The 22,074-nt window shown below is 43.2% G+C and carries 24 protein-coding genes and 1 other RNA gene; 14 read left to right on the top strand and 11 right to left on the bottom strand.

Features of this window, described 5'->3' with window-relative positions; all coding sequences use genetic code 11:
- On the top strand, positions 1 to 873 hold an 873-nt coding region (locus tag ACRC32_RS28160), incomplete at its 5' end, for a tetratricopeptide repeat protein (protein ID WP_438557070.1).
- Positions 874 to 915: 42 nt separating this feature from the next.
- Here the strand turns inward: ACRC32_RS28160 and ACRC32_RS28155 are convergent.
- The 3 genes from ACRC32_RS28155 to ACRC32_RS28145 all read right to left on the bottom strand — a co-directional run bounded on the left by ACRC32_RS28155 (position 916) and on the right by ACRC32_RS28145 (position 2,954).
- Positions 916 to 1,425 (bottom strand): hypothetical protein, encoded by a 510-nt coding sequence (locus ACRC32_RS28155; protein WP_438557069.1) that lies wholly within the window; start codon positions 1,423 to 1,425, stop codon positions 916 to 918.
- Between the two features lie 424 nt (positions 1,426 to 1,849).
- A complete protein-coding gene (locus ACRC32_RS28150) occupies positions 1,850 to 2,062 on the bottom strand; it encodes a hypothetical protein (protein WP_438557068.1) in 213 nt (70 codons plus the stop codon).
- The gene (locus ACRC32_RS28145; protein WP_438557067.1) at positions 2,031 to 2,954 is read right to left on the bottom strand and encodes a nucleoside hydrolase; all 924 of its coding nucleotides are present in this window, start codon (positions 2,952 to 2,954) and stop codon (positions 2,031 to 2,033) included. The genes ACRC32_RS28150 and ACRC32_RS28145 overlap by 32 nt, the downstream gene beginning before the upstream one ends.
- Positions 2,955 to 2,971: 17 nt before the next feature.
- Here ACRC32_RS28145 and ACRC32_RS28140 point away from each other — a divergent pair, with 17 nt between their 5' ends.
- Positions 2,972 to 3,403 carry a nucleoside deaminase gene (locus ACRC32_RS28140; protein ID WP_438557066.1) on the top strand — a complete coding sequence of 144 codons (432 nt, stop codon included), beginning with the start codon at positions 2,972 to 2,974 and terminating at the stop codon, positions 3,401 to 3,403.
- An 87-nt stretch (positions 3,404 to 3,490) separates the two neighbouring features.
- On the opposite strand, the gene ACRC32_RS28135 is transcribed toward ACRC32_RS28140, so the two are convergent.
- Together ACRC32_RS28135 and ACRC32_RS28130 are read right to left on the bottom strand one after the other, a co-directional pair.
- Complete coding sequence (locus ACRC32_RS28135; RefSeq protein WP_015157043.1) at positions 3,491 to 3,703, bottom strand: hypothetical protein; 213 nt, start codon at positions 3,701 to 3,703, stop codon at positions 3,491 to 3,493.
- A 347-nt stretch (positions 3,704 to 4,050) separates the two neighbouring features.
- Positions 4,051 to 7,191: a response regulator gene (locus tag ACRC32_RS28130; protein WP_438557065.1), complete on the bottom strand. Its 3,141-nt coding sequence runs from the start codon at positions 7,189 to 7,191 to the stop codon at positions 4,051 to 4,053.
- A gap of 22 nt (positions 7,192 to 7,213) precedes the next feature.
- Between ACRC32_RS28130 and ACRC32_RS28125 the strand changes: the two genes are divergently transcribed.
- From ACRC32_RS28125 to ACRC32_RS28080, 10 genes are all read left to right on the top strand, one after another.
- Positions 7,214 to 7,402, top strand: a complete 189-nt coding sequence (locus ACRC32_RS28125; RefSeq protein WP_438557064.1) for a hypothetical protein — start codon at positions 7,214 to 7,216, stop codon at positions 7,400 to 7,402.
- A 17-nt stretch (positions 7,403 to 7,419) separates the two neighbouring features.
- Positions 7,420 to 9,891 (top strand): EAL domain-containing response regulator, encoded by a 2,472-nt coding sequence (locus tag ACRC32_RS28120; RefSeq protein WP_438557063.1) that lies wholly within the window; start codon positions 7,420 to 7,422, stop codon positions 9,889 to 9,891.
- Between the two features lie 164 nt (positions 9,892 to 10,055).
- Positions 10,056 to 10,838: an ABC transporter permease gene (locus tag ACRC32_RS28115; protein ID WP_438557076.1), complete on the top strand. Its 783-nt coding sequence runs from the start codon at positions 10,056 to 10,058 to the stop codon at positions 10,836 to 10,838.
- A 66-nt stretch (positions 10,839 to 10,904) separates the two neighbouring features.
- Positions 10,905 to 11,468 (top strand): zeta toxin family protein, encoded by a 564-nt coding sequence (locus ACRC32_RS28110; protein ID WP_438557062.1) that lies wholly within the window; start codon positions 10,905 to 10,907, stop codon positions 11,466 to 11,468.
- A gap of 1 nt (position 11,469) precedes the next feature.
- Positions 11,470 to 11,679 (top strand): hypothetical protein, encoded by a 210-nt coding sequence (locus tag ACRC32_RS28105; RefSeq protein ID WP_438557061.1) that lies wholly within the window; start codon positions 11,470 to 11,472, stop codon positions 11,677 to 11,679.
- A 25-nt stretch (positions 11,680 to 11,704) separates the two neighbouring features.
- On the top strand, positions 11,705 to 12,172 hold the full coding sequence (locus ACRC32_RS28100; protein WP_438557060.1) for a GNAT family N-acetyltransferase: 468 nt from the start codon (positions 11,705 to 11,707) through the stop codon (positions 12,170 to 12,172).
- Entirely contained in the window at positions 12,169 to 12,897 is a 729-nt protein-coding gene (locus tag ACRC32_RS28095; protein ID WP_438557059.1) for a Uma2 family endonuclease, read from the top strand. The genes ACRC32_RS28100 and ACRC32_RS28095 overlap by 4 nt, the downstream gene beginning before the upstream one ends.
- Positions 12,881 to 13,963, top strand: coding sequence for an ABC transporter permease (locus tag ACRC32_RS28090; RefSeq protein ID WP_438557058.1), 1,083 nt, complete (start codon positions 12,881 to 12,883; stop codon positions 13,961 to 13,963). Before ACRC32_RS28095 ends, ACRC32_RS28090 begins: the two co-directional genes overlap by 17 nt.
- Positions 13,964 to 14,402: 439 nt before the next feature.
- Positions 14,403 to 15,293, top strand: a complete 891-nt coding sequence (locus tag ACRC32_RS28085) for a 2OG-Fe(II) oxygenase (RefSeq protein ID WP_438557057.1) — start codon at positions 14,403 to 14,405, stop codon at positions 15,291 to 15,293.
- A gap of 105 nt (positions 15,294 to 15,398) precedes the next feature.
- Complete coding sequence (locus ACRC32_RS28080; protein ID WP_438557056.1) at positions 15,399 to 15,800, top strand: hypothetical protein; 402 nt, start codon at positions 15,399 to 15,401, stop codon at positions 15,798 to 15,800.
- Here ACRC32_RS28080 and ACRC32_RS28075 read toward each other — a convergent pair.
- From ACRC32_RS28075 to corA, 6 genes are all read right to left on the bottom strand, one after another.
- A complete protein-coding gene (locus tag ACRC32_RS28075; protein ID WP_438557055.1) occupies positions 15,700 to 16,119 on the bottom strand; it encodes a DUF2358 domain-containing protein in 420 nt (139 codons plus the stop codon). The two genes, ACRC32_RS28080 and ACRC32_RS28075, sit on opposite strands and share 101 nt — an antisense overlap.
- Before the next feature lie 70 nt (positions 16,120 to 16,189).
- A complete protein-coding gene (locus ACRC32_RS28070; RefSeq protein WP_438557054.1) occupies positions 16,190 to 17,341 on the bottom strand; it encodes a glycoside hydrolase family 10 protein in 1,152 nt (383 codons plus the stop codon).
- A 3-nt stretch (positions 17,342 to 17,344) separates the two neighbouring features.
- Complete coding sequence (locus tag ACRC32_RS28065) at positions 17,345 to 18,163, bottom strand: DUF1206 domain-containing protein (protein WP_438557053.1); 819 nt, start codon at positions 18,161 to 18,163, stop codon at positions 17,345 to 17,347.
- A gap of 204 nt (positions 18,164 to 18,367) precedes the next feature.
- Positions 18,368 to 18,822: RNase P RNA component class A (gene rnpB / locus ACRC32_RS28060), an RNA gene on the bottom strand.
- Between the two features lie 65 nt (positions 18,823 to 18,887).
- Positions 18,888 to 19,034, bottom strand: a complete 147-nt coding sequence (locus ACRC32_RS28055; RefSeq protein ID WP_438557052.1) for an alpha/beta hydrolase — start codon at positions 19,032 to 19,034, stop codon at positions 18,888 to 18,890.
- A complete protein-coding gene (gene corA / locus ACRC32_RS28050) occupies positions 18,991 to 20,163 on the bottom strand; it encodes a magnesium/cobalt transporter CorA (protein WP_438557051.1) in 1,173 nt (390 codons plus the stop codon). Before corA ends, ACRC32_RS28055 begins: the two co-directional genes overlap by 44 nt.
- A gap of 11 nt (positions 20,164 to 20,174) precedes the next feature.
- On the opposite strand from corA, the gene ACRC32_RS28045 reads away from it, so the two are divergent.
- Together ACRC32_RS28045 and ACRC32_RS28040 are read left to right on the top strand one after the other, a co-directional pair.
- The gene (locus tag ACRC32_RS28045; protein WP_438557050.1) at positions 20,175 to 20,990 is read left to right on the top strand and encodes a hypothetical protein; all 816 of its coding nucleotides are present in this window, start codon (positions 20,175 to 20,177) and stop codon (positions 20,988 to 20,990) included.
- A gap of 39 nt (positions 20,991 to 21,029) precedes the next feature.
- Positions 21,030 to 22,022 carry a pentapeptide repeat-containing protein gene (locus tag ACRC32_RS28040; protein WP_438557049.1) on the top strand — a complete coding sequence of 331 codons (993 nt, stop codon included), beginning with the start codon at positions 21,030 to 21,032 and terminating at the stop codon, positions 22,020 to 22,022.
- Positions 22,023 to 22,074: the final 52 nt, after the last annotated feature.

The following is a 22,074-nucleotide window of genomic DNA, read 5'->3' as shown; positions in this document are numbered from 1 at the left end:
CAAGCGCGTCAGGGTATAACCCGCATTGAATCACTTATAAAGGCACAACGCCAGCAGGCGATCGCCCAAGCTATTGCCGCTCCAGATAATATGCAAAAAGGCGTGTTGGTATTAGAACCGATTGCTAGCGATCGCAAGTCTGAAGCCGCCCGCAATTTATCCCAAATCATGCAGATCGATCCCTATACAGCTCGACTTCAGCTACCAAGTCGCGGTTGGCGGCTGTATCGTGCAGGAGCAATTGGCGAACTACAATTTTTTGGTCAACAACTTTTAGCTGCTGACATTCCTTGTTTTTGGGCAACTTTGGCAGAAATCGAACAAATCCAAGTTTTTCAAGCGCGATATTTTGAAGTCGCTCCAGCAGCCAGTGTTGTTTGTCAAAATGAAGTAGATGAGCTGAGTTTTCTGAGCTTTCAATGGTCGGAAGTGACTCATAAAGTGACGGGATTACTACCCCTTTTCGAGCAAGTCGTAGACCTAAATGTGCGTGGCAAGCTACAACGCAAAACTCAGACTCAAGACTACGCCCAATTCTGTGATTTACACTTAAGCGATCGCGGTTATATCGTGCGACTATGCGATCGCAATTATATGTTCCACAATGGCATTCCTTTTTCCGCGCAGCAAACGCACAATCAAACAACTGTCAGAATCAACTGGAATCATTTACAGAATTTTCTCGACCAAAAACTCGAACGCGCTGAATCCTGGTCGGATTTTACCATTTTTGCCAATACAGCTTTGGATTGGAGCGATTTGCTCGCTCCAATTCCATCTCACATCCATCTGTTCCGCCGCGATCCCACTAACTGGGATGCAGCATTCCATCTCTACAGTGGATTAGTTTTCTTAAAAGGAAGGAAAAATTAATGTAGAGAGGCGATCGCCACACTCTACATTTTCGACTTCAATCTAACCAGGAGTCTTTACTTGGCGTGCCATATCCAAGAAAGAATTCATATTTGCTCCAGGGCGACGACGGCTGTTGGAAGCAGACGGCATCAGGTAGTTGGGCGCAAATGTAGATGTAGCAGCCTTACCATTGCTATCAGCAACAGCTTTCACTGGTTTGGTTGGCTTGACAACCTGAGCTTTGACTCCCTCAGCAGTTTGCACCAATTCTACTTCTGCTTTAGGGGGTTGTTTTTTGGTAGGAGTCTCAGCTTTTGCCGTTTCTGCTTTAGCTGGTGCAACCGCATCGGCAGTTTTTACCTTCTCTGCTTTAGCTGGCTCTGCTTGAGCGTTAGACTCAGATTCTTTGGTTGTTACAGCAGTGACGAGTTCTGACGCTTTTGCCTTAACTTCGTTGGTTGCTGAAGCAATTGATTTAGCAGCAGCTTTTAGTTCTTTGGGGACTTCTGTTTCTTCTAATTCAAGAAAATAACCATTACGCTTGCGAGGTTTATCGGGTTTACCTTCCAAGGATTTCTTGCTACTGAAAAAACCTATAAAGAAGGACACTATCCCACTCAGTATTTTTTTGATCGAACCGAACATTTGCAATACTCCTGGCTTCTGACGATGAGATTGACGGCAACTTCTGAAAAACTCAACTAGACGGCGATCGCAACACAAGATCGCTCGCGCTGCCCTCTGCTATCTGACAGCACTTGTTTCCTTTTATACTATTTCGCTTGCAGTTGAAATTGCTTCACTAGGCTAAATATCCCTAGATACTTCTTGCAGGTCACTCAAATTTGGATCTAATTAGGATTAATTATGAAATTTTTTGAGAATTTTATGCAAGATTACTATTTATTTCTTAACATTTATTTACTCTGAACTGCTCAAGTATTATTACTTAGTCCATTAGGAGTAGATAAACGCAGCAATTGTTAATAAAAATCTACATATTTTTAAGAAAGCGACGGTTGATGATGAGTGGCTGGTGGCTGGTAGCAAATAGGGTATGGGGTGTGGGGAGAATTCGGAATTCGGAAGCGCGGAATTCAGAATTAAATTCTCCCTCTACTCCTCTGCTCCTCAGCTCTCTTTCCCCTGCTCCCTGCTCCCTACTCCCTGCTCCCTCATCTTTGCCACTGCTGTAATATGTAGTCATAAAATTTCTCGCGATCGACTCGCTCCATGACTTGAACTTTGCGCCCGCTAGGTTGAATTTTGGTGCGACCTTGGCTTGCACCTGTAGTCATAATTGTGGTTTCCCATTCCCGTAGTTGATAAAACTCTGGATGAGCCAGATACGCTGTGGCTAACACATCCCAAAAATAATAATCTTGAGGAATGACCAAGGCGTAACACTGTCCTACCAAGTCTGAGAGAGGATAATGACGCTGTTTGCCCATTTGCCGCACGATCGCAGCTGTGACTGGAACATTATTTGTTAAATCGAGAGGACACATCACAATCGGAATCTGTGTCTGCCAAACGCGATCGACAGCCATTGCATCCCAGTAAGCATTCCATTCCGCCGAACCATTCTGTCCTGGTTCGATGCTTTTTTCCACATTACCAGGAACATTCAGCGCTCCACCCATCCAAACCAGGCGTTGAATCTTAGCTTCGATTTCTGGAGCTGTATCTAAAGCAACTGCAATAGTGGTTAGGGGACCAGTTACCATTAAAGTCACGGGTTCTGGCGCATTCAGCAAGGTATGGATCGTAAACTCCTGACCTGTTTGCTCAACCAAAGACGTGCGAATGGTATCTTGCTGGTTGAGAATGGGTAGGCAATCGACAATTAGGGAATCGCGACGATAGAGACGGGGGAAAGGATTAATCCCGCGCACGGTACTAGCTGCAACTGGAATGCGATCGCATCCCATGAAATCGAGAATTTTACGGGTAGCACTGACGGCGGCGTGAGCGTAACAATCAGCTGGAGTGACAACAACACCCAGACATTCAACCCGTTCCATCGTCATCAGTAGCATAGTTGCTAGATAATCATCTACACCACCGTCACAATCCATAAGTACGAGTTGTTTAGACATAAATTGGAGAATTATTAATGGACGAGTTTATGGCAGCGGCGATCGCCCAGGCGCAACAAGGGTTAGCAGAAGGAGGTATTCCCATTGGTTCGGTACTAGTCAAAGATGGCAAAATTGTCGGTAAGGGACACAATAAGCGAGTTCAAGACGGCGATCCTGTGACCCATGCAGAAATCGATTGCCTCCGCAACGCAGGTAGAATCGGTAACTATAAAGGTACAACTCTTTATTCCACGTTGATGCCCTGCTATCTCTGTGCTGGTGCTGTGGTGCAGTTTGGGATTAAAAAAGTGATTGCGGCTGAATCTGCCAACTTTGCTGGAGCCAAAGACTTTATGGAGACACATGGCGTAGAAGTTATCGATTTAAATATGTATGAGTGCAAGCGAATGATGGGAGATTTTATTGAAAAAAATCCCTCTCTTTGGAATGAGGATATTGGTGAATAGGGTACGGCATAGCGCGTCAGACTCTACTCGATCGCAAAAAATAAGAGCGCCAAATCGTGCGCTCTCATTTAATTTATGTAATTTAATTCAAGCAACTTGCGAGTGTATTTCCTCTTCACTCGGTATCCAGTTAGCTGATAAGTCTTCAACTACACCTGTTTGTCCTAATTCCCTATCTCTCACGACTCTGACTATTAAGGTTGGCTGATAAACTCCATCAATAATCTGGTGTCCGTAACCGATGACATTGCCAGATTGTCCGCTAGCGTGATGAATAACGCGATCGCCGACTTGAAACATGGCTCACTCTCCTTATTTGAGGATATGGTTGTCTGCTGTTTCTTGTCTCGAACCTGGATCGTTAAATTGATTAAGTTGTTATTCTCCTTCTCTATGACTTGCCGTGGATTCTATGTTGAGAGTCAACGTCGATTGATGGGTTGATTGCCAAAATATTTTGTTCGCACTGACGAACACTTGACATACAATTGACTCGAACGAACTGCCCAGACAACACTCAATTAAATGAGAGAAAGTAATTTCGATTGGCAGCTACTAATATTGACTTTACTCTTACTTTATTCCAACGCCACAATATCAGACGCAATTTAACGAGTCAACAAGCTGAAAATATTTTGTAATCAGTACTACGAGTTATTTGATAACTCAGTAGGATTTAAGTATTTCTTTAGTTCTGCTTTAACTTTTATGTACTCAACCTCAAGCTCAGAGACAATTTCTCTACTCTTTGGGAATTCAATTGTGCCATTACGGCCGATGATTTCTAATTGCTTTGATAGCTGACTGAAATGCATTGCCCCCAAAGTAGCGCTACTAGATTTGAGAGTATGGGCTGCTCGTTGTAATTCTGTAGCATTTACAGATGCGATCGCGATTTGCATTGTTTGAATTAATTTCGGTGCATCCTCTAAATAAGCATCAACTACTACTGCGATCGTAGCTGCTCCACCTTCTCCTGTTATCTCCTCTAATGCTTGCAATGCCTTAGGATCAATTACAGGAGAGGATAAAGGTGATACGTGATGCGTAAAGAAAGGGTGTGGGGTGTGGGGTGTGGGGTGTGGGGTGTAGTGAGTGACTAGTGACTGGTGGCTAGTGGCGCGTGGTTTTTCTCCCTCAGCTCCTTCAGCTCTCTTCTCCCGACTCCCGACTCCCGACTCCCGACTCCCATCTCCTACGGGATGGCACTGACTCAAAGCCTGAGCCAAATGCTCGATCTTCACGGGTTTAGTTAGGTAATCGTCCATACCAGCATAGAAACAGGCTTCGCGATCGCTTTGCATGGCATTTGCAGTCATAGCCACGATTCGCGGTTTATGCGGATAGAACCAACGCTGGCAAATTTGTCTTGCTGCCTCCAATCCATCCATTTCTGGCATCTGTACGTCCATCAATACGACATCGTAAGGCTGACGTTGCAGCGCGGCTAGAACTTCCAGTCCATTGTTAGCAACATCTGCCCGATATCCCATCTGCTGTAACATTAATAACGCTACCTTCTGATTCACCGTATTATCTTCAGCTAATAAAATATTTAAAGGATGAGTTTGCGCCATCTGAGCGCTAAGAGTTGAGGATTTAGGCAAAAATGGTGCAACTTGGGATGGCTGCGACTGTTCGCTCAAAATTTGCAACAGTACGTTATAGAGCTGAGATTGTTTGACAGGCTTTGTCAGACAGGCAGATAACTTGACTGCTGTACTTTGACTGGCGACTTCTGGCTTACCCATAGAAGTCAACAGGAGCAAAGGTAGCTTGCGATAGCTAGGTTGTTGGTGGATGGTTGTCGCTAGGCTCAAACCGTCCATCTGCGGCATTTGCATATCTAACACTGCTAGATCGAACGGATCTCCACGTTGCAACCATTCCAATGCCTCTGCACCAGAAGCAGCCGCACGGGGAAGCATTCCCCAAGATTGAGCTTGCAACATCAGAATTTTACGATTGGTGGCACTATCATCCACAATTAGCAAACGCTTACCGTTCAATTGCGGCAAAATATAGGAACTCTCATTTTGCACGATATTGGGTGCTGCTACGGTAATCGTAAAGTAGAAGGTAGAACCAACACTGACTTGGCTCTCTACCCACATTCTCCCGCCCATCATCTCAGTTAATCGCTGAGAAATTGCTAAACCCAACCCCGTCCCGCCATATTGACGAGTGGTCGAAGTATCGACTTGACTGAAGGACTTAAATAACCGATCCATGCGATCGGCAGGAATTCCAATACCAGTGTCTTTAACGGCAAATTCAATTTCATAGAATGTCGGCATGAGATAGTCGGCAGTCTGCGGCAGTTGCTCTTTTTTTCTTCCCTCTAGATACTCGCTACTATTTACCTCTTTAGTCGTGACTGAAACTACAACTTCTCCATGCTCCGTGAACTTCACTGCATTGCTCAGCAGGTTGACTAGAATTTGACACAGTCGCGTCACGTCTCCCACAATCGTATCTGGTGTTTGTGGATCGAGCAGGTAAGCCAGCTCCAGATTCTTTTCCGCAGCTTGAGGAGCTAGCACGTCGAGAGAATTTTCAATGCAAACTCGCAAATCGAAGGGTTGTTCTTCCAAATCCAACTTGTCTGATTCAATTTTGGAAAAATCTAGAATGTCGTTGATGATTGTCAGTAAAGCATCGCCGCTTCTGCGAATCGTATCTACAAAATCTTGCTGCTGGGGAGTTAGAGATGTATTGAGTAGCAAACCTGTCATGCCGATAACTCCATTCATGGGAGTACGGATTTCATGGCTCATGTTGGCAAGAAACGCACTTTTAGCTTGATTGGCAGCCTCAGCTGCGGTACGAGCCATCTGCGTTTCCAATTGCAACACTTCCAATGCTGTTTTTGATTCCACAAGCTGCATACTAGCGGCTTCTGCTTGCTCTAAGGCTGTCTGTAAAGCTGCTGTTCTCGCGGCTACTTCTTGTTCTAGCTTCGTATTTTGATCTGCCAACTGGGCATCCCGATGAGCGATCGCATTTGCCATCTTGTTAAATGATGTTGCTAGATAGCCCAATTCATCTTGTCTATCGGCATCTAGTTGGACATCTAAGTTTCCCGCTGCAATCAGCTCTGTGGCTGTCAGCAATCTCCTTAAAGGTTTAGCAATTTGCTGACGTAAAGTGACAAATATTAAGGCAACTTCTATTAATAGCGATAATAGCCCTAAGATCGGGATAAATTTAGCGTTAGACCATGCCTGCTGGAACAAAATTGACTTGGGGAGGACAACTACAAAATACCAATTCAGAGCGGGAATGCTAGTAACAGCAAGATACTCGCTATTTTTAACGTTATCTATTACTATTTCTCCAGGTTGAATATGCTTGACTAATTTAAAAATAGTTTGCAAATGCAAATCACCCGCTCGATCGAGATAAAATTTCCCCTGACTAGCTTGAATTTGTGACATCAAATCTGAATGAGCAATTAGGCGACCGTTGGAGTGAAAAATCATACTGTAAGATCCTGGCAACCACTCGTTTGTCGTTCTCTTAACTAGATCGTCGAGCAGAATGTCATTATCAAGTGAAGCTAAGCGTCGCTCGTCCTGAGTTGCTGCTAAAGCCAAAAAATCACTCTCTTGCCGACCTCGTTCAATTACATATTGTTTGAGGTCTTCTCGTACATGAGATTCTAAATTCGATAAAATATGAAGATAACCGATCGCACTAGCAGCAATAATCAAAAGAGTTACTCTCACTGTTATTTTTAATAATGTTCGCCGTGCTATCTTGCCAATTGCTATTCGACTAGAAGCCATATCTTAATTTCCAATCCGACAAATGCTTCACGCTACGTTCGCATTTAGTATTCCCGGAATCAGTTATCAGTTATCAGTGAATAGGGAGCAGGGAGCAGAGAGCAGGGAGAATGTTCTGATTTCCCCCAAATTTTCTTTATCAAAAATTTATGAAATCGGGACAAAATTGCGTGATTTACTCGATGTGAAAGCTGCCAATGGTAGTCCATAGTGAAGCTACGAGATCCAATGGATTCTCTCAAAGCGATCGCCAGTAGCAATACTGGCAATCAAAGTACTGGCAACACTAAACAGTTGGCAGTGCAAAAAGTATTTCTCCTCTACTGCAACTCAACTAACCTTTCCTATTTTTCATGGGTGTTCGTCACTATGAACTCTAACCCCGTCTCTTCAACTACACCCTTAATCCTCGTGGTGGACGACGATAGAACCATGAGGATTTTACTGCGTCAAGCAATGGAGAAGGATGGCTACAGGGTAGTAGAAGCGGTAAACGGACAGCAAGCGTTAGAGGCGTATACTCAATGTCATCCAGATTTGGTCTTGCTCGATGCACTCATGCCCGTGATGGATGGCTTTACTTGCTGCGGTCAGCTACAAGCTCTTTCTCGCTCCAAACACGCACCTATCTTAATTATCACGGCTCTGGAAGACCAAGAATCAGTCGATCGTGCCTTCCGCGCTGGTGCAAGCGACTTTGTGACAAAACCGATTCATTGGGCTGTTTTACGGCAGCGAGTCCGCCGACTTTTACACCAAACTCAACTTTACAAGCAATTGGCGCGATCGAATCGCGAATTACAAACAAAAATCAACGAACTCCACCAAGCACAAAAAGCACTGCAAGAGAGCCGCGAACGTTATGCTTTAATCGCTCAGAGCGCTCACGATGGTTTGTGGGACTGGAGTATCAAAAGTAATCATATTTATTATTCTCCTCGTTGGAAATCGATGTTGGGCTACGAGGAGAAAGAAATAGGTAATAGCTTAGCGGAATGGTTCGATCGCATACATGCTGAAGATAAAGCTAAGTTCCAAGGAGAATTAAGCGCCCATTTAGCAGGATTAACCAACCATTTTGAAACTGAATATCGGTTATTGCGCCAAGATGGTAGCTACGGTTGGATGCTTTGTCGGGGGCTAGCCGTGCGCAATTCTGAAGGCAAACCTTACCGCATGGCGGGTTCTCAAACTGATATTACTCAAAATAAGGCAGCCGAGGCGAAATTACTTCACGATGCTTTCCACGATGGGTTAACAGGTCTACCAAATCGTCTCTGGTTCATGGATCGATTAGAAAAAGCCATTCACCAAACAAAACAAGACCCGAAATCTCAATTTGCCCTCCTATTTTTAGATCTCGATCGCTTTAAAGTGGTCAACGATAGTTTAGGTCATGCTATGGGCGATCGCCTCCTTTTGGAGATCGCAACTCGCTTAAAAGCGTGCTTACCATCCAATAGCACTCTCTCTAGGTTAGGAGGAGATGAGTTTACAATCCTGCTGGAAAATTGCGACGCTCTTCGAGTTCGGCAGATTGCAGAGCAAATTCATCGAGAATTGTCAACCCCCTTCAACCTCAAAGGCAATGAAGTTTTTTGCACCGCTAGTATTGGGATTGCTTTAAGTCATAGCGGGTACGAGCATTCGGAAGACGTGCTGCGAGATGCCGATATGACCATGTATCGTGCTAAAGCTATGGGGAAAGCGCGATCGGAAGTCTTTGAACCTGCCATTCACGATCGGGCGATCGCTAGAATGCAGCTCGAAATTGACCTGCGGCGGGCGCTAGAACAAAAAGAGTTCATGGTAGTATACCAGCCGATTGTCTCGCTCAATAGCGGACGAGTTGCTGGATTTGAAGCATTAATTCGTTGGCAGCATCCCCAACGAGGCTGGGTATCACCCGCAGAATTCATTCCTGTAGCCGAAGAAACTGGATCGATCGTCCCGATTGGCTGGTGGATACTCGAACAAGTGTGTCAGCAGTTACGCACTTGGCAGCAGCATTCTGTAGTTGACTCTCGATTAACAGTGAATGTCAATCTTTCTGGCAAGCAATTGACGCAACCCAATCTGGCGCGGGAAGTTAAACAAATTCTGCACAAAACTGGGCTTTCTCCCAGTAGCCTAAAGTTGGAAATTACTGAAAGCGTACTGATGGATAATGTTGATGCTGCGGTTGCTATTTTGCAGCAGTTGAAGACTTTGGGAATTCAATTGGCGATCGATGATTTTGGTACGGGTTATTCTTCCCTCAGCTATCTTCACCGCCTACCCATAGATACGCTGAAGATCGATCGCTCTTTCGTTAACGATATTGATTGCGATCCAGAAAAAATTGAGATGATCCGTACTATCGTCTCTATGGCTTGGAACCTGGGCATCAATGTGGTTGCTGAAGGAGTAGAAACGAAAAAGCAAATGTATCAATTGCAAGCCTTAAGATGCGATTACGGACAGGGTTATTTCTTCTCGCGTCCGGTGGATGCTGAAGCTGCCAAGACTCTACAGTATTTTGAGATTAGAGGTAGCCGTTCTTCTCGCAGATCGAAACAACATATGCCAACACGTCATATCGATTTGATGGAAACTCGTCACGTCGATTTATTGGAAAATAGTTCTCAACACGCAACAAAAACATTTATCCTACCAGATTTAGTCGATCTGGGCGGGCATGGATTATCCGATCGCAGATAAGTAGGAATATCTCGTTTAGAATCAGTAATGAGAGGTTGGCGCTGAGAGCCAATCGCCTACATATAGCATTCCTGCTAGAGTCATGAGACACGCAGTTCTAGAGTGCGTCGATCGCGATCGGATTTACACATGACTAATGACCAATGACCAATGACAGTCTTAACGTGAATCGATACTTAGATGTAATTAAGCTGTTATGGAGTGCCGCGATCGCGGCTGAGCTAGAATACCGCGCTAATTTTGTTTTAGCAACCCTCACCAGCCTCGGCAATCTTGCAGGCAGTTTATTCGGACTTTTCCTGTTCTATCGTACCGGTTATACTTTTGAAGGCTGGCAATGGCAAGAAGCCTTAATCGTCTTGGGAGTTTTTACTTTACTCCAAGGCTTTTCCAGTACGTTTCTCTCTCCCAATCTCAACAAAATTGTCACCTATGTCCAACAGGGAACGTTGGATTTTGTGTTGTTAAAACCAATTAACAGCCAATTTTGGCTTTCTACCCACACCCTTTCCCCTTGGGGAGTTCCCGATCTTCTTTTTGGCAGCATCACTATCGGTTACGCTGGGAGTCTACTCGGTTTAACAATTGGTGACTACTTACTGAGTGCGATTCCACTAATCTTTGGTTTTATCAGTCTCTATAGCTTATGGTTTATGCTAGGGGCGACAAGTATTTGGTTTGTCAAAATTTATAACGTTACCGAGGTATTAAGGGGATTATTAGAAGCAGGGCGATATCCAATGGTAGCTTATCCTATTGCCTATCGTTTCTTTTTTACCTTTGTCGTTCCCGTCGCTTTTCTCACCACAGTTCCCGCCGAGACAATGTTAGGCAGAGTTCAGTTAGGCTGGGTAGTTGGTGCGGGAGTGTTGGCACTATTTTTATTTGTTATTGCTACTGTATTTTGGCGGTTTGCCTTGCGCTTTTATACCAGTGCTTCGAGTTAATAAGATGTAGAATGCTTTATTTTTTTATATATCTTACGAACCTAAGATTTACTAAAATGAAATAAAATGCCGAATCTTTATATTATTGGCGGTGCAAATGGTGCAGGTAAAACAACTGTATCGATGAGTTTATTGCCAAATATAGAATGCTACGAGTATGTAAATGCTGATGCGATCGCTGCTGGACTTTCTCCACTTAATCCTGAGTCTATGGCGCTCGAAGCAGGACGTTTAATGATTCAAAGATTGAGAAGTTTGTCAACTTCAGGTGTTGATTTTGCTTTTGAAACAACTTTAGCTGCCAGAACTTTTGTACCCTTTATTAATGATTGTAGAGTCAAAGGTTACACGATCGATTTAATTTACTTCTGGTTGCGAAGTGCTGACTTGGCAGTAGAGCGGGTAGCGAGGCGAGTAGCTAGCGGCGGACACTCGATTCCAGAAGCAGTAATTCGGAGACGCTATGAGAGAGGAAGGATAAACCTGGTTTCTTTATATTTACCTTTGTGCGATGGTTGGATGATTTATGATAATTCTAGTTCATTTTCTCAATTGGTAGCTGAACGCATTGTTAATCAGAAGCCTATAATCTATGAGGAAGAGACTTGGAGAAAGATTTTGGAGGAATGAAATGACTGAAGAGGAAATGAAGCAAATGCACGACAAAATTAATACTGGAGTCAAAGCAGCGATCGCATCAGCACTTGAAAAACATCGGAAGCTTGGCGAATCAATTAGCATTATGCAAGAGGGGAAGGTAGTTACTTTGACTGCTGAGGAGATTTCTGTAACAACAATAAGCTACTTAAGCGATAAAAGTGTAACAAAATCAGAAAATTAAGCAAGCCGTAGAAAATGTCAATAAAATGGAGACTAATTTTCAAATTGCCGAAGCCTCTGATGTAGAAATTCTCGTCAATTTTATTAGAGAATACTACGAGTTTGACGGTCACATATTTGATGAAAATAGCATCCGTGCTACATTATTACAGCTTCTACTAAATGCCGATTTGGGGCGAGTATGGCTGATTCGTAAAGGTGAATTAGCAATTGGCTACATTGTTATTACTTTCGGATACAGTTTAGAATATCGAGGCAGAGATGCATTTATTGATGAGTTTTATATTCGAGCCAGCGATCGCAGACAAGGAATAGGCAAGCAAACAATTCAGTTTATTGAAAGAGCTTGTCCTGAACTAGGAATTAATGCCTTACACTTAGAAGTTGAACGAAAAAACACAATAGCACAAAATTTTTATCGTCAGGTTGGTTTTGTAGACCAAAATCGCTACTTAATGACTAAGTTGAGCGTTCTTCAACAAAATGAACTATGACTTCGCTAGAACCACCAATTCTAAATATACCCCTGCCAGACCATACTCAGTTGCCAGAATCAGATGGCAGTATCGTGCAAAATTTTCAAGAACATCCTCAGAGTATCTTATTAACTGAATCAATTTGGTCTACGTTACAACAAATCCATCCTGACGGACAATTTGCCGTCGGGCAAGATTGCGGGATCTACTGGCGCATCACCGATCCACCTTTAAATGGATGTAAAGCACCGGATTGGTTCTACGTCCCTAATGTACCACCAATGCTCAGCGGGCAAATTCGCCGCTCTTATGTGATGTGGCAAGAGATTATCGCGCCGATAATTGTCTTAGAATTTGCTTCGGGGGATGGCAGCGAAGAAAGAGACGATACGCCGATGAGTGGTAAGCTCTGGGTATACGAGCAAGGAATTCGCGTACCTTTTTATGGCATTTATGAAGTCGAGCGATCGCGCATTCAAGTTTACCAGCTAATTGCCGGACGCTATCAACTCATGAGTGTCAACGAACGAGAACGCTATCCTATCCCTCCTCTAGGTGTAGAGTTAGGGATCTGGCAAGGGCGATACAAAAATCTCGAACTGCCTTGGCTACGCTGGTGGGATAATCGAGGGGATTTGTTGTTAACTGGGGAAGAACGCGCCGAACAAGCCGAAACTCGCGCCTCTCGCCTAGCTGCACGGTTAAGAGCGATGGGTATAGATCCAGATGCGGCAGATATTTAGGCAGATACTAGTAATTATCCCATCTTTGCTACCTCCAGTAGTCGCGATCGCTTCAGCGTTACTTGTAGGTGCGGGATTGATGTTAGTTGCAGGCGCAAATCCAATTGCAGCTTATACAGCCCTATTTCAAGAATCCCTCTCTACTTATTTCGGTTTTGGTAATACGCTCACAAAAATGGCTCCCCTACTATTAACAAGTTTAGGGGTTCTAGTCGCTTTACGGGCAGGACAATTTAATATTGGTGGAGAAGGACAGATTTATATGGGAGCCTTGGGTAGCGCGATCGCGGGATTATCTATCAAAGGTATACCTGCATTAATTCACGTTCCTTTGGCACTACTAGCGGGTTTTCTCTTTGGGGGAATTTGGGGTTTAATTCCTGGTTATCTTAAAGCAGTGCGGGGAGTCAATGAAGTCATTACTACGCTGTTGCTCAATTATATTGCTTTCAACTTAGTCAGTTACCTCGTTCAAGGACCGTTAATGGCTCCTAATGCACCTAGCCCTTATTCTTCCATCATTGCCCGCTCTGCCCAATTGCCGATTATTCTATCAGGTAGTTTAGCCCATGCAGGAATTTTAGTCGGACTCGTAGCGGCTGGGGTGTTATGGGTACTGTTACAGCGATCGCCTTTTGGTTATCGTACCGCCGCCGTGGGGATGAACCCAATTGCAGCCCGTTATGGTGGTATATCGGTACAACGTACCATCATGCTCGTCATGGGGCTGGCGGGCGGTTTGGCGGGGTTGGCTGGTGCATCAGAGGTGATGGGGTTGAAATTTCGCCTGTTCGAGCAAGTTTCACCTGGTTATGGCTTTGATGCGATCGCGATTGCTTTTTTGAGTCGCGGTAGCGTTCTCGGAGTTGTTCTCACTTCTCTATTTTTTAGCGCCCTCCGTAGCGGTGCAAATGTCATGCAACGCAGCGCAGGTGTTCCCGTAACCATTGTTTTTGCGATTCAGGGGTTAACCGTGTTGTTCGTGGCTATTAGCCAGCGTTGGTTAGTTAAACCACCGCAGAGAGAAAGCATTGTTCAAAAAGTCTCTCCTGCTAACGAATCGTAAAATTGGCGATCGCAGAGCTTAACGGTGCAGTGGATGACACGATGTTTTGCTAATATCCACAAGTCATTCGTAACAATATATTACATCTCTGTGAAATTGAGCTATATTTCGCGGAATTTGCTCATGACAAACAGTATTTTAACTAAATCCACCTCTAGCAAGCGCGCATGACTTTCATTCATACAAAGTCTCGTTCACAGCGAGTACAGCAAAAGTAAGCATCGATCGCTCTCACATGCATTTTCTACCCGATTCTAGAGCGGCGATCGTCAAGCACTTCATCGTTTCTTCAACTTAGATTTACACTCACTTTATCTCAAATCTCTATCCAAAGAGGTAGTTTGAGTGTATGTTAGGATTTATACATAATATAGAAATAATCAATTAGCCCTGCTAAACAAACACTTTTAAATCAAGAGTAAGCGTATAAGTAACTAAAATGCTCATAACAAAAAGAATACATCAAGTACGTAATAAAATCTTAAGAAAGATTTTTGATACTCCAGTATTTACAATTCCCTCAGAACTTGCTTATAAAGAGGCAGTTGAGCAGCATACTCATAAGTTACCCGAACTTACTCCCAACGACTCTCAGATTGTTAAGACACTCAAACAAGAAGGAATTTTTATGACTTCCTTAGAAGCATTAAATATTGCTTCTACACCTTCAGTTCTGGCATCTGTAAAAAAAGTACTGCCAACCTTACGAAACGTTTTACCCAGTAACAAACAAGAATTTGCCATTCACGCCAGCAACGCGCAAGTTATGGAACATCCAGAGCTTTTTCTCTGGGGATTAGAAGATAGATTGCTGGATATTACCGAGAATTACATTGGTCTACCGATCGCGTATCACGGTGTATACTTTCGGAAAGATTTAGCAAATGATGTCAAAATTAAATCAAGGCTTTGGCATATAGACACGGAAGACCGCTGTGTCTTTAAAATTATCATTTACTTAAATGATGTCAGCGAAGGTAATGGTCCTTTTCAATATATTTCTAAACCTTTGACTGCGCTTTTATCTAGTTCGCTGGGATACAAACATGGCTACCTACAAGATAAAACTGTAGAACCAATTATTCCTCAATCTGAATGGATCTCATGCACTGGTGCAGCTGGTACGGTAATTTTAGTGGATACTGGTAGCATTTTCCATCGAGGTAAAGTGCCGAAAAATAGCGATCGATTTGCTCTGTTTTACGATTACAGTTCGAGAGAACCGAAATATCCCTATTACTGCAAGTCCTCTCTACCGCAAAAAGATTTACTTACCTTGATGCCGAGATTATCCACACATCAACAGGATTGTCTTTGGGGTGTTGACTAGCAGCGATGGGGCGATCGCATGTATGAAGCTTAACCAGCAGTTATTTTAACATCTCATCCACTGGCTATGTAGTTAAACTAGACATAAATTTCTTTACAGTAATGTATGTCAAGCTATCAGCCTCAAGCTAGTGATACGCATCCAAACGTCGATCGCTTCCTGATGCAAGCTTTTCGTCACATGCCTGTTTGGAAAAAAGCACATTCGATCGACGAAGCAACGAAAGGGATTCGACAAATGGCGATCGCTGGGATTCGCCATCAATATCCTCATGCTACTATTAGTAAAATTAAGTTTGAACTAGCAGTTAGATGGTTGGGAAAAGATATAGCAGTTCGATTTTATGGAGATAAGAATGAGGGAAAATTAGTGGATGCAGAATCAATTCAGCTAGCTTTGAAACAGATTAGCCTTTACGAAAGAACTGTTGCAAGATTTCTTTCGGCGCGCGATCCCAAGTATCGATATGTTCGTAAATTAAGCCATCTTCATTTAATTTATAGTTAGAATATCCGTTAAAAAATACTTTGGCTTTCCAAGGTAACCGTAATATTCCTCGAACAGTCCAAGTTGCTAGAATCGTCTGTTCGTCTTTCTGATGTACGTCGTGTACATCGAAGTAGATTTCTGTGAAAAATAATTTGGCGTGAAATCGTAATGTCCAAAAAATAATTCGATAATTGAATTTATATTTAAATTTATTGACCGGATCTTGAAAGTAAATATCTTGGGTATAGATATCGTATGAAATATCCCGTTCAAACAGAGTTGGTAAATCGTGTTTGAGGGTATTAATGTTATGTTTTACCTGTAATTGATATTCCATTTATTATCGTTTTGGATTGGGTAAAATATACAATAAAAATGTACGCTGCGTTCCTACAATTATCTTGGATCTAAAAGCGTTGCCACAATTTGAGCAAGTTCTGAATTCCTCTAGCTACCGAAGAACCAGCGTTCTCAGGCTGGGGCTGGGCAAGGTTGGCAACAGAGGGAAAGGCAGCAGACTTCGCATAAGCACCGTTACGTAAAACTTTAGCTAAAGCATTATTATCCGATCGCAAGCCTTCGTAAAAGAAAAAGACTTCTCCGTTAATACCGCAATAGCGATTGTGGGCGATCGCCTGCGATAAATATTGAGGAGTCATGCGGTACGAACTAATATTGAGTAAAACACCTGGAGCGACTCGCGATCGCTGTTGTGGGGTAACTTGTTCTTTGACAAGGCGATCGACAATCTGTTTGTAGCTGTTGAAATCGCGCCGATAAGCTTGGGGGTGGAGTAGATCGACTAATCCTCGTTGCAGCCAAGTTTGAGAATCTTGCAAATATTCTTTATAACCCCAGTCGTAGATACTAGGAGCCATTGATATGAGTAAATTGGGATTAACGGCTTTGACTTCTCGATTCAGACGGGCGAGGAAGTTAGTTAAAATATCTGCCCGCCATTGCAGCCAACGCCGATCCTGAGGGTTTGAGGGGGGTTGACGGCGAAATTTTTGGCGATAGCGGGCTACAGTTCCCGCGTCGTAGCCGCCTTCACACGGCATAGCAGGAATGCGATCGTCGCCTTGAATGCCATCTATATCGTAATTATTGACAACTTCTAAAATTAGACTCAGCAAAAAATCTTGTACTTGGGAGTCGAGGGCATTCATCCACTCGAAACCATTCTTTTTCAGTAGATTACCGTTACAATCGCGGGCTGCCCATTCCGGTTTTTTTGCTAATAACTGTCCTCCGTTTTGATTGTAGGAACTAGCAAAGCCATATTCAAACCAGGGAATAACTTTCAGTTCGACTCGTCTTGCTTCAGCCACCAGTTCGGCTAACGGATCGCGATCGGTGTAGCGCGGATCGATCGCAAATCCAAACTGCGATCGCATCACTTGACTGGGATAAACTGTAGCTCCTTTACTCCACACAACGGGGAACACCACGTTAAATCCCGTCGCTGTCAAGAAATTCATCGCCTCGGCAATATTAGCTTGAGAGTCGAGAACTGCACTATCGGTATTGGTAATCCAAATTCCTCGTATTTCACTCACGATTTAATCCACTTTCAATCGGCGATATCGTGCTTGCAACACCATATAAATACTGTAAGCAATTAATCCCAAAGCTACAATTCCTAAAATCCACTTACCAAAAGGTTGTTGGGATAGCACCTGTAGCGCCTCACCCAGTCCTCTTGCTTCGTTAGGGTTATTATTTCTTGCCGCTTGGATCAGAAAAAAGCCGATCGCGCAAAATACGACTCCCCGTGCTGCCGTGCCAAATCCACTAATACCTAATACCCATTTTTGCTCAGTTTCACTTAATTGATGCAGATCCATTTCTTTCCGAAATTTAGCAGTAAAAGCGCGATAAAACTGATAGAAACCGATGCCAATAATAAACGCACCTACAGTCCCGACTAGCCATTGTCCGAAAGGTTGTGAAAGTAGCGCTGCCGTCCCATCTTGAGTCGCATTACCACCGCCTCCACCACCAGTCCCAAGAATTAATTGAACTGCACTAAAAGCTAATCCAGCATAAATAAACCCATTAATTGCATAACCGAGTCGCTGAAAAATTCCCTTAGCATTTGTGCCTTTATGTTCGGGATCTTTAATTGCCTCGACGAACCGCCAAAGTGCATAACTAAGTAAACCAAGAGCGATCGCGGCTAGTAAAAATTTTCCGAATGGCTGAGTTAATACCGTTTGTAATGCACCTTCGGTATCTGTTGTTTTTCCACCTGCGCCAAAAGCCGCTTGTGCTGCCAACAATCCAACAATACCGTAAACTACTCCCTTAGCTGCATAACCAAATCTCGCCAGTCGCTCCACCCAAGTTGAAGGGTCTTGCCTCGTCAGCTGTTGTGTCATGGTACGTAGTAGAACTCATGTAAGTTCTTTAGCAGCAAAGCATTAATAATTACATCTATCCAAGTGTTTAGCTACGATTTTGATAGCTTGTTGCTTGGTCAGTTGTTGAAATCGATACAAGCGCGATCGCAAATATTATGCCAACTGCTAATTACAGTAAATCCATAGGGGCGCACAGATGTGCGCCCTTATAGATCGTAATGCTGAGAGAGCAGGACATAAGCTGGATTCTGTTTTCTGCTGCATCAACGCGATCGCATCTCTACATACAGAAGGCAGTTATCTATCTGGGATGCCTGTTACCAGACACCTCTAGCGGTACACCAATAGCGGAACTGGTAAAAGACCAACCGTAGTTCCTCCGACCTTGCTCCCAACCGGGGTTTACCGAGCCAGCACCTCTCGATGCTGCTGGTGCGCTCTTACCGCACCTTTGCACCCTTACCAAATGAGGAGTGAGGGTTGAGGGTTGAGGGTTGAGGGTTTTTCCCTACTCCCTACTCCCTACTCCCTACTCCCTAGCATTGGCGGTATCTTTCTGTGGCACTATCCTCACGATCGCTCGCACTGGGCGTTACCCAGCAAGTTTGGTCTTTCAGGAGTCCAGACTTTCCTCAGACCAGCTGTAAAAGCTGGCTGCAACTGCCTGCGCCTACTCTCTCTAGATCTAGTGTAGTGGTCATTTGTCATTTGTCATACCCTTCGGGAAGGGCTTCGCCCTACGTCATTTGTTGTTGGTAATGGGTAGTTGGTAGTTGGTAGTTGGTAGTTGATGGTTGTTGGTCACTGATAACTGATAACTGATAACTGATAACTGATAACTGCCCCTAGCTTCTTCTTCTTGACGTACTGGTAGTTCTGTCCTTGACATCAGAGAAGTTTTCAAACCAACCTCGCCGCCAGAAGTAATAAATTAATCCAGCAGCGGTTGCTACCATAGCTGCCAAGCATAAGGGATATCCCCAGTACCAATTCAATTCCGGCATATTCCAGGGAGATTTTTCCGTGTTAAAGTTCATACCGTAGACCCCAGCAATGAAAGTTAAGGGAATAAATATAGAAGAAACTACCGTCAGCAACTTCATGATTTCATTCATTTTGTTACTCACGGCTGATAGGTAGACATCCATTAGACCAGAAGTTAATTCGCGGTAGGTTTCTACCATGTCTAAAATTTGTACGGCATGGTCGTAACAGTCGCGTAAATAGACTTGGACGCGATCGCTAATTAAACTGTCATTATCATCGCGGATCAGCATGGCGATCGCATCTCGTTGAGGCCAAATTGACCGCCGCAAGCTGAGTAACTCTCGCCGGACGCGATAGATTTTGTTTAAAGTTTGCCGCGTTGGTTTAGTAATAACTTCGTCTTCTAAATCTTCAATCTGTTCTCCGTAAGCTTCCAGTACGGGAAAAAAGCCATCAATAATTGAATCTATGAGCGTATAGGCTAAATAATCTGCTCCCAGCTTGCGGACGCTACCTTTGTTGTAACGAATTCGCTGGCGTACCTGTTCAAAGCAGTCATGTTCTGGTTCCTCTTGGACTGTGAGTAAGTAATGTTTTCCTAAAATAAAACTGACTTGTTCGCTATGAAAACCACCACTTTCTTTTGGTATCACCATCCGTGCGATCATGACTAAATGGTCTTCGTAATCGTCTTCTACTTTGGGACGTTGCGGCACGTTGACGATATCTTCTAAAACCAATGGATGTAGATTAAAAACCTGTCCCAATCTTTGTAAGATATCTTCACTACCTAAGCCTTGTACGTCAACCCAGGAGACAGATTCGGTGTCCAGATAGGGAAGGCATTCTTCTGGGGTGGATAAGGTTTTGCGTGTTACATCTGCTTCGTTATAGTCAATTAAAACGATAACTGGTGGTTGAGCGTCAACCCCAATATTCAAAGTTCCTGGTAGACTACCTGGTTTGTCGTAAAAGTAGTCAAAGTGAGGCTGCGTGTCTAGTTTAGCAGCACGAATACGAGATTTTGTCATGAGCGAGATGCGTGCGGGACTCCATCGCGATCTTAATCCTTATGATGCGTTTAGGTTGTGTTACGATCGTGCTTTCTTATCACGGGAACAGTATAAACTGGAGCGATCGCGCTGCTCGATCTATGGAAAACTCGTCCTTATTCACTCAAGTCGTACAATCTTTAGAGCAAAATGAAGACTCAGCTCGAATTAAAAAACTAGTTTTCTACGTAGCAAAACAAGTTTGGACTAGAGACCAAAATCAGTTAGACAGTATAAGTTTGACCGATCTAGTTCGAGACTTATTTACTATTTATCCAGACATTGAGAGTCTAAAAAAAAGTATCTATAGAATGGCACAAACTTTAAATAAGCCAGAGCAGTACTTAAGTGTTGCTAGCACGATTATTACCGAAGCAAAAATTCTATACGATTTTCAAAAAAATAAACTAAGTTCTGAGTCCGATCTAATTACTGTTCCGTTAGTCACGACGGTTCGTCAAGAAGCTCCTGTGATTCCAGATCTTATTCCAACAGCATCTATACCAACTCAGAAAAAAGTTGAGCCATTTGAAATACGCTTAAAGGTAATGATTCAAGCTAATCCCTTGCAAGCAAAAATATTATTATTTTCGGCAGTAGAGCATCAATTTGATTGGAGTCAGCAAGATTGGACTGCTTTACGCGCTACAGAGTTATATGAATTAATTCGTACTATAACTGATGCCTGTCAATCTTTTGAAGCTTTGGTTGACACCCTCAATTCAACAGCTCGAAAACTGAATAAACCGCCCGAGTACCTGGCGATCGCTAATATTATTAGTCAAGCGCTTAAGCCCATATTTTGATTTTTAATGTAATATTCACAATATTTGCTACACATATTTATGAATACTAATGAACTTATACAACGTTATACAAGTGGAGAACTTGATTTTAGCGGTTTAGAATTAAAAGGAATTAATTTATTCGGTGCAGATCTAGTTAGCATTAATCTGATTCAAACCGATTTACGGAGTGCTAATTTAATTCTCGCTTATTTAAATAGAGCGCAGTTACATAAAGCTAATTTAAGTAGTACAAAACTAAGTGGCGCTAACTTAACGCAAGCCGATCTCCGCGAAGCTAAGTTACACGATGCCGATTTACATGGAGCAATTCTACAAGGTGCAGATCTACGCAGTGCCGATCTGAGGCTAGCTAATTTACTCGATGCAAATTTGATCGATGCAGACTTACGTAATGCCAATTTGAGCGGTGCTAACTTAACAGGTGTCTGTCTTCGCGGTGCTAACCTCAGACAAGAACAAAAAGAATATGCAGCTAATTTACGCAGTGCAAGACTATTTCAAGCTGATTTGCGGGGTGCAAATATGGCAGGTGTAGATTTGTCTGGAGCCGATTTGCGCTGTGCTAATTTAGTTGAAGTTAATTTGCGGGGTGCTAATCTTTACGGTGCTAATTTAAGTGAAGCTAATTTATCTGATGCATTTCTCAGCGATGCTAATTTAGATCGGGCGATCTTAAGAGAGGCAAATTTAAGTAATACTAAACTCGAACGAGCGTTGTTGAATGAAGTAGATTTCACTCGTGCCAATTTAAGCCATGCGATCGCACCTGATAGTAAATTAACTAAAGCAAACCTAAGTCATGCTAACTTGACTAAAGCTAGAATGAATCGAGTCGATTTAAGTCGAGCTAATTTACTAGCAGCAATATTAATTGATAGTTCGTTAATTGAAGGATTTTTAGCGCGGACAAACTTAACCAATGCTAACTTAGAGAACGCTAACTTATTTAAAGCTGAAATTAGTAGTGCTAACCTCACAGGGGCAACCTTACACGGTGCGACAATGCCAGATGGTAGTATTAATAGTTAATTTCAAAAATGAAATCGTCATAGTCAGGTGGGCATTGCCCACTCTACTACTT

This window comes from Chroococcidiopsis sp. (genome assembly GCF_051657925.1).
Lineage (GTDB): Bacteria > Cyanobacteriota > Cyanobacteriia > Cyanobacteriales > Chroococcidiopsidaceae > Chroococcidiopsis.
Note: the sequence above shows the minus strand (reverse complement) of the source record. Positions and strands in the feature narration are given on the sequence as shown.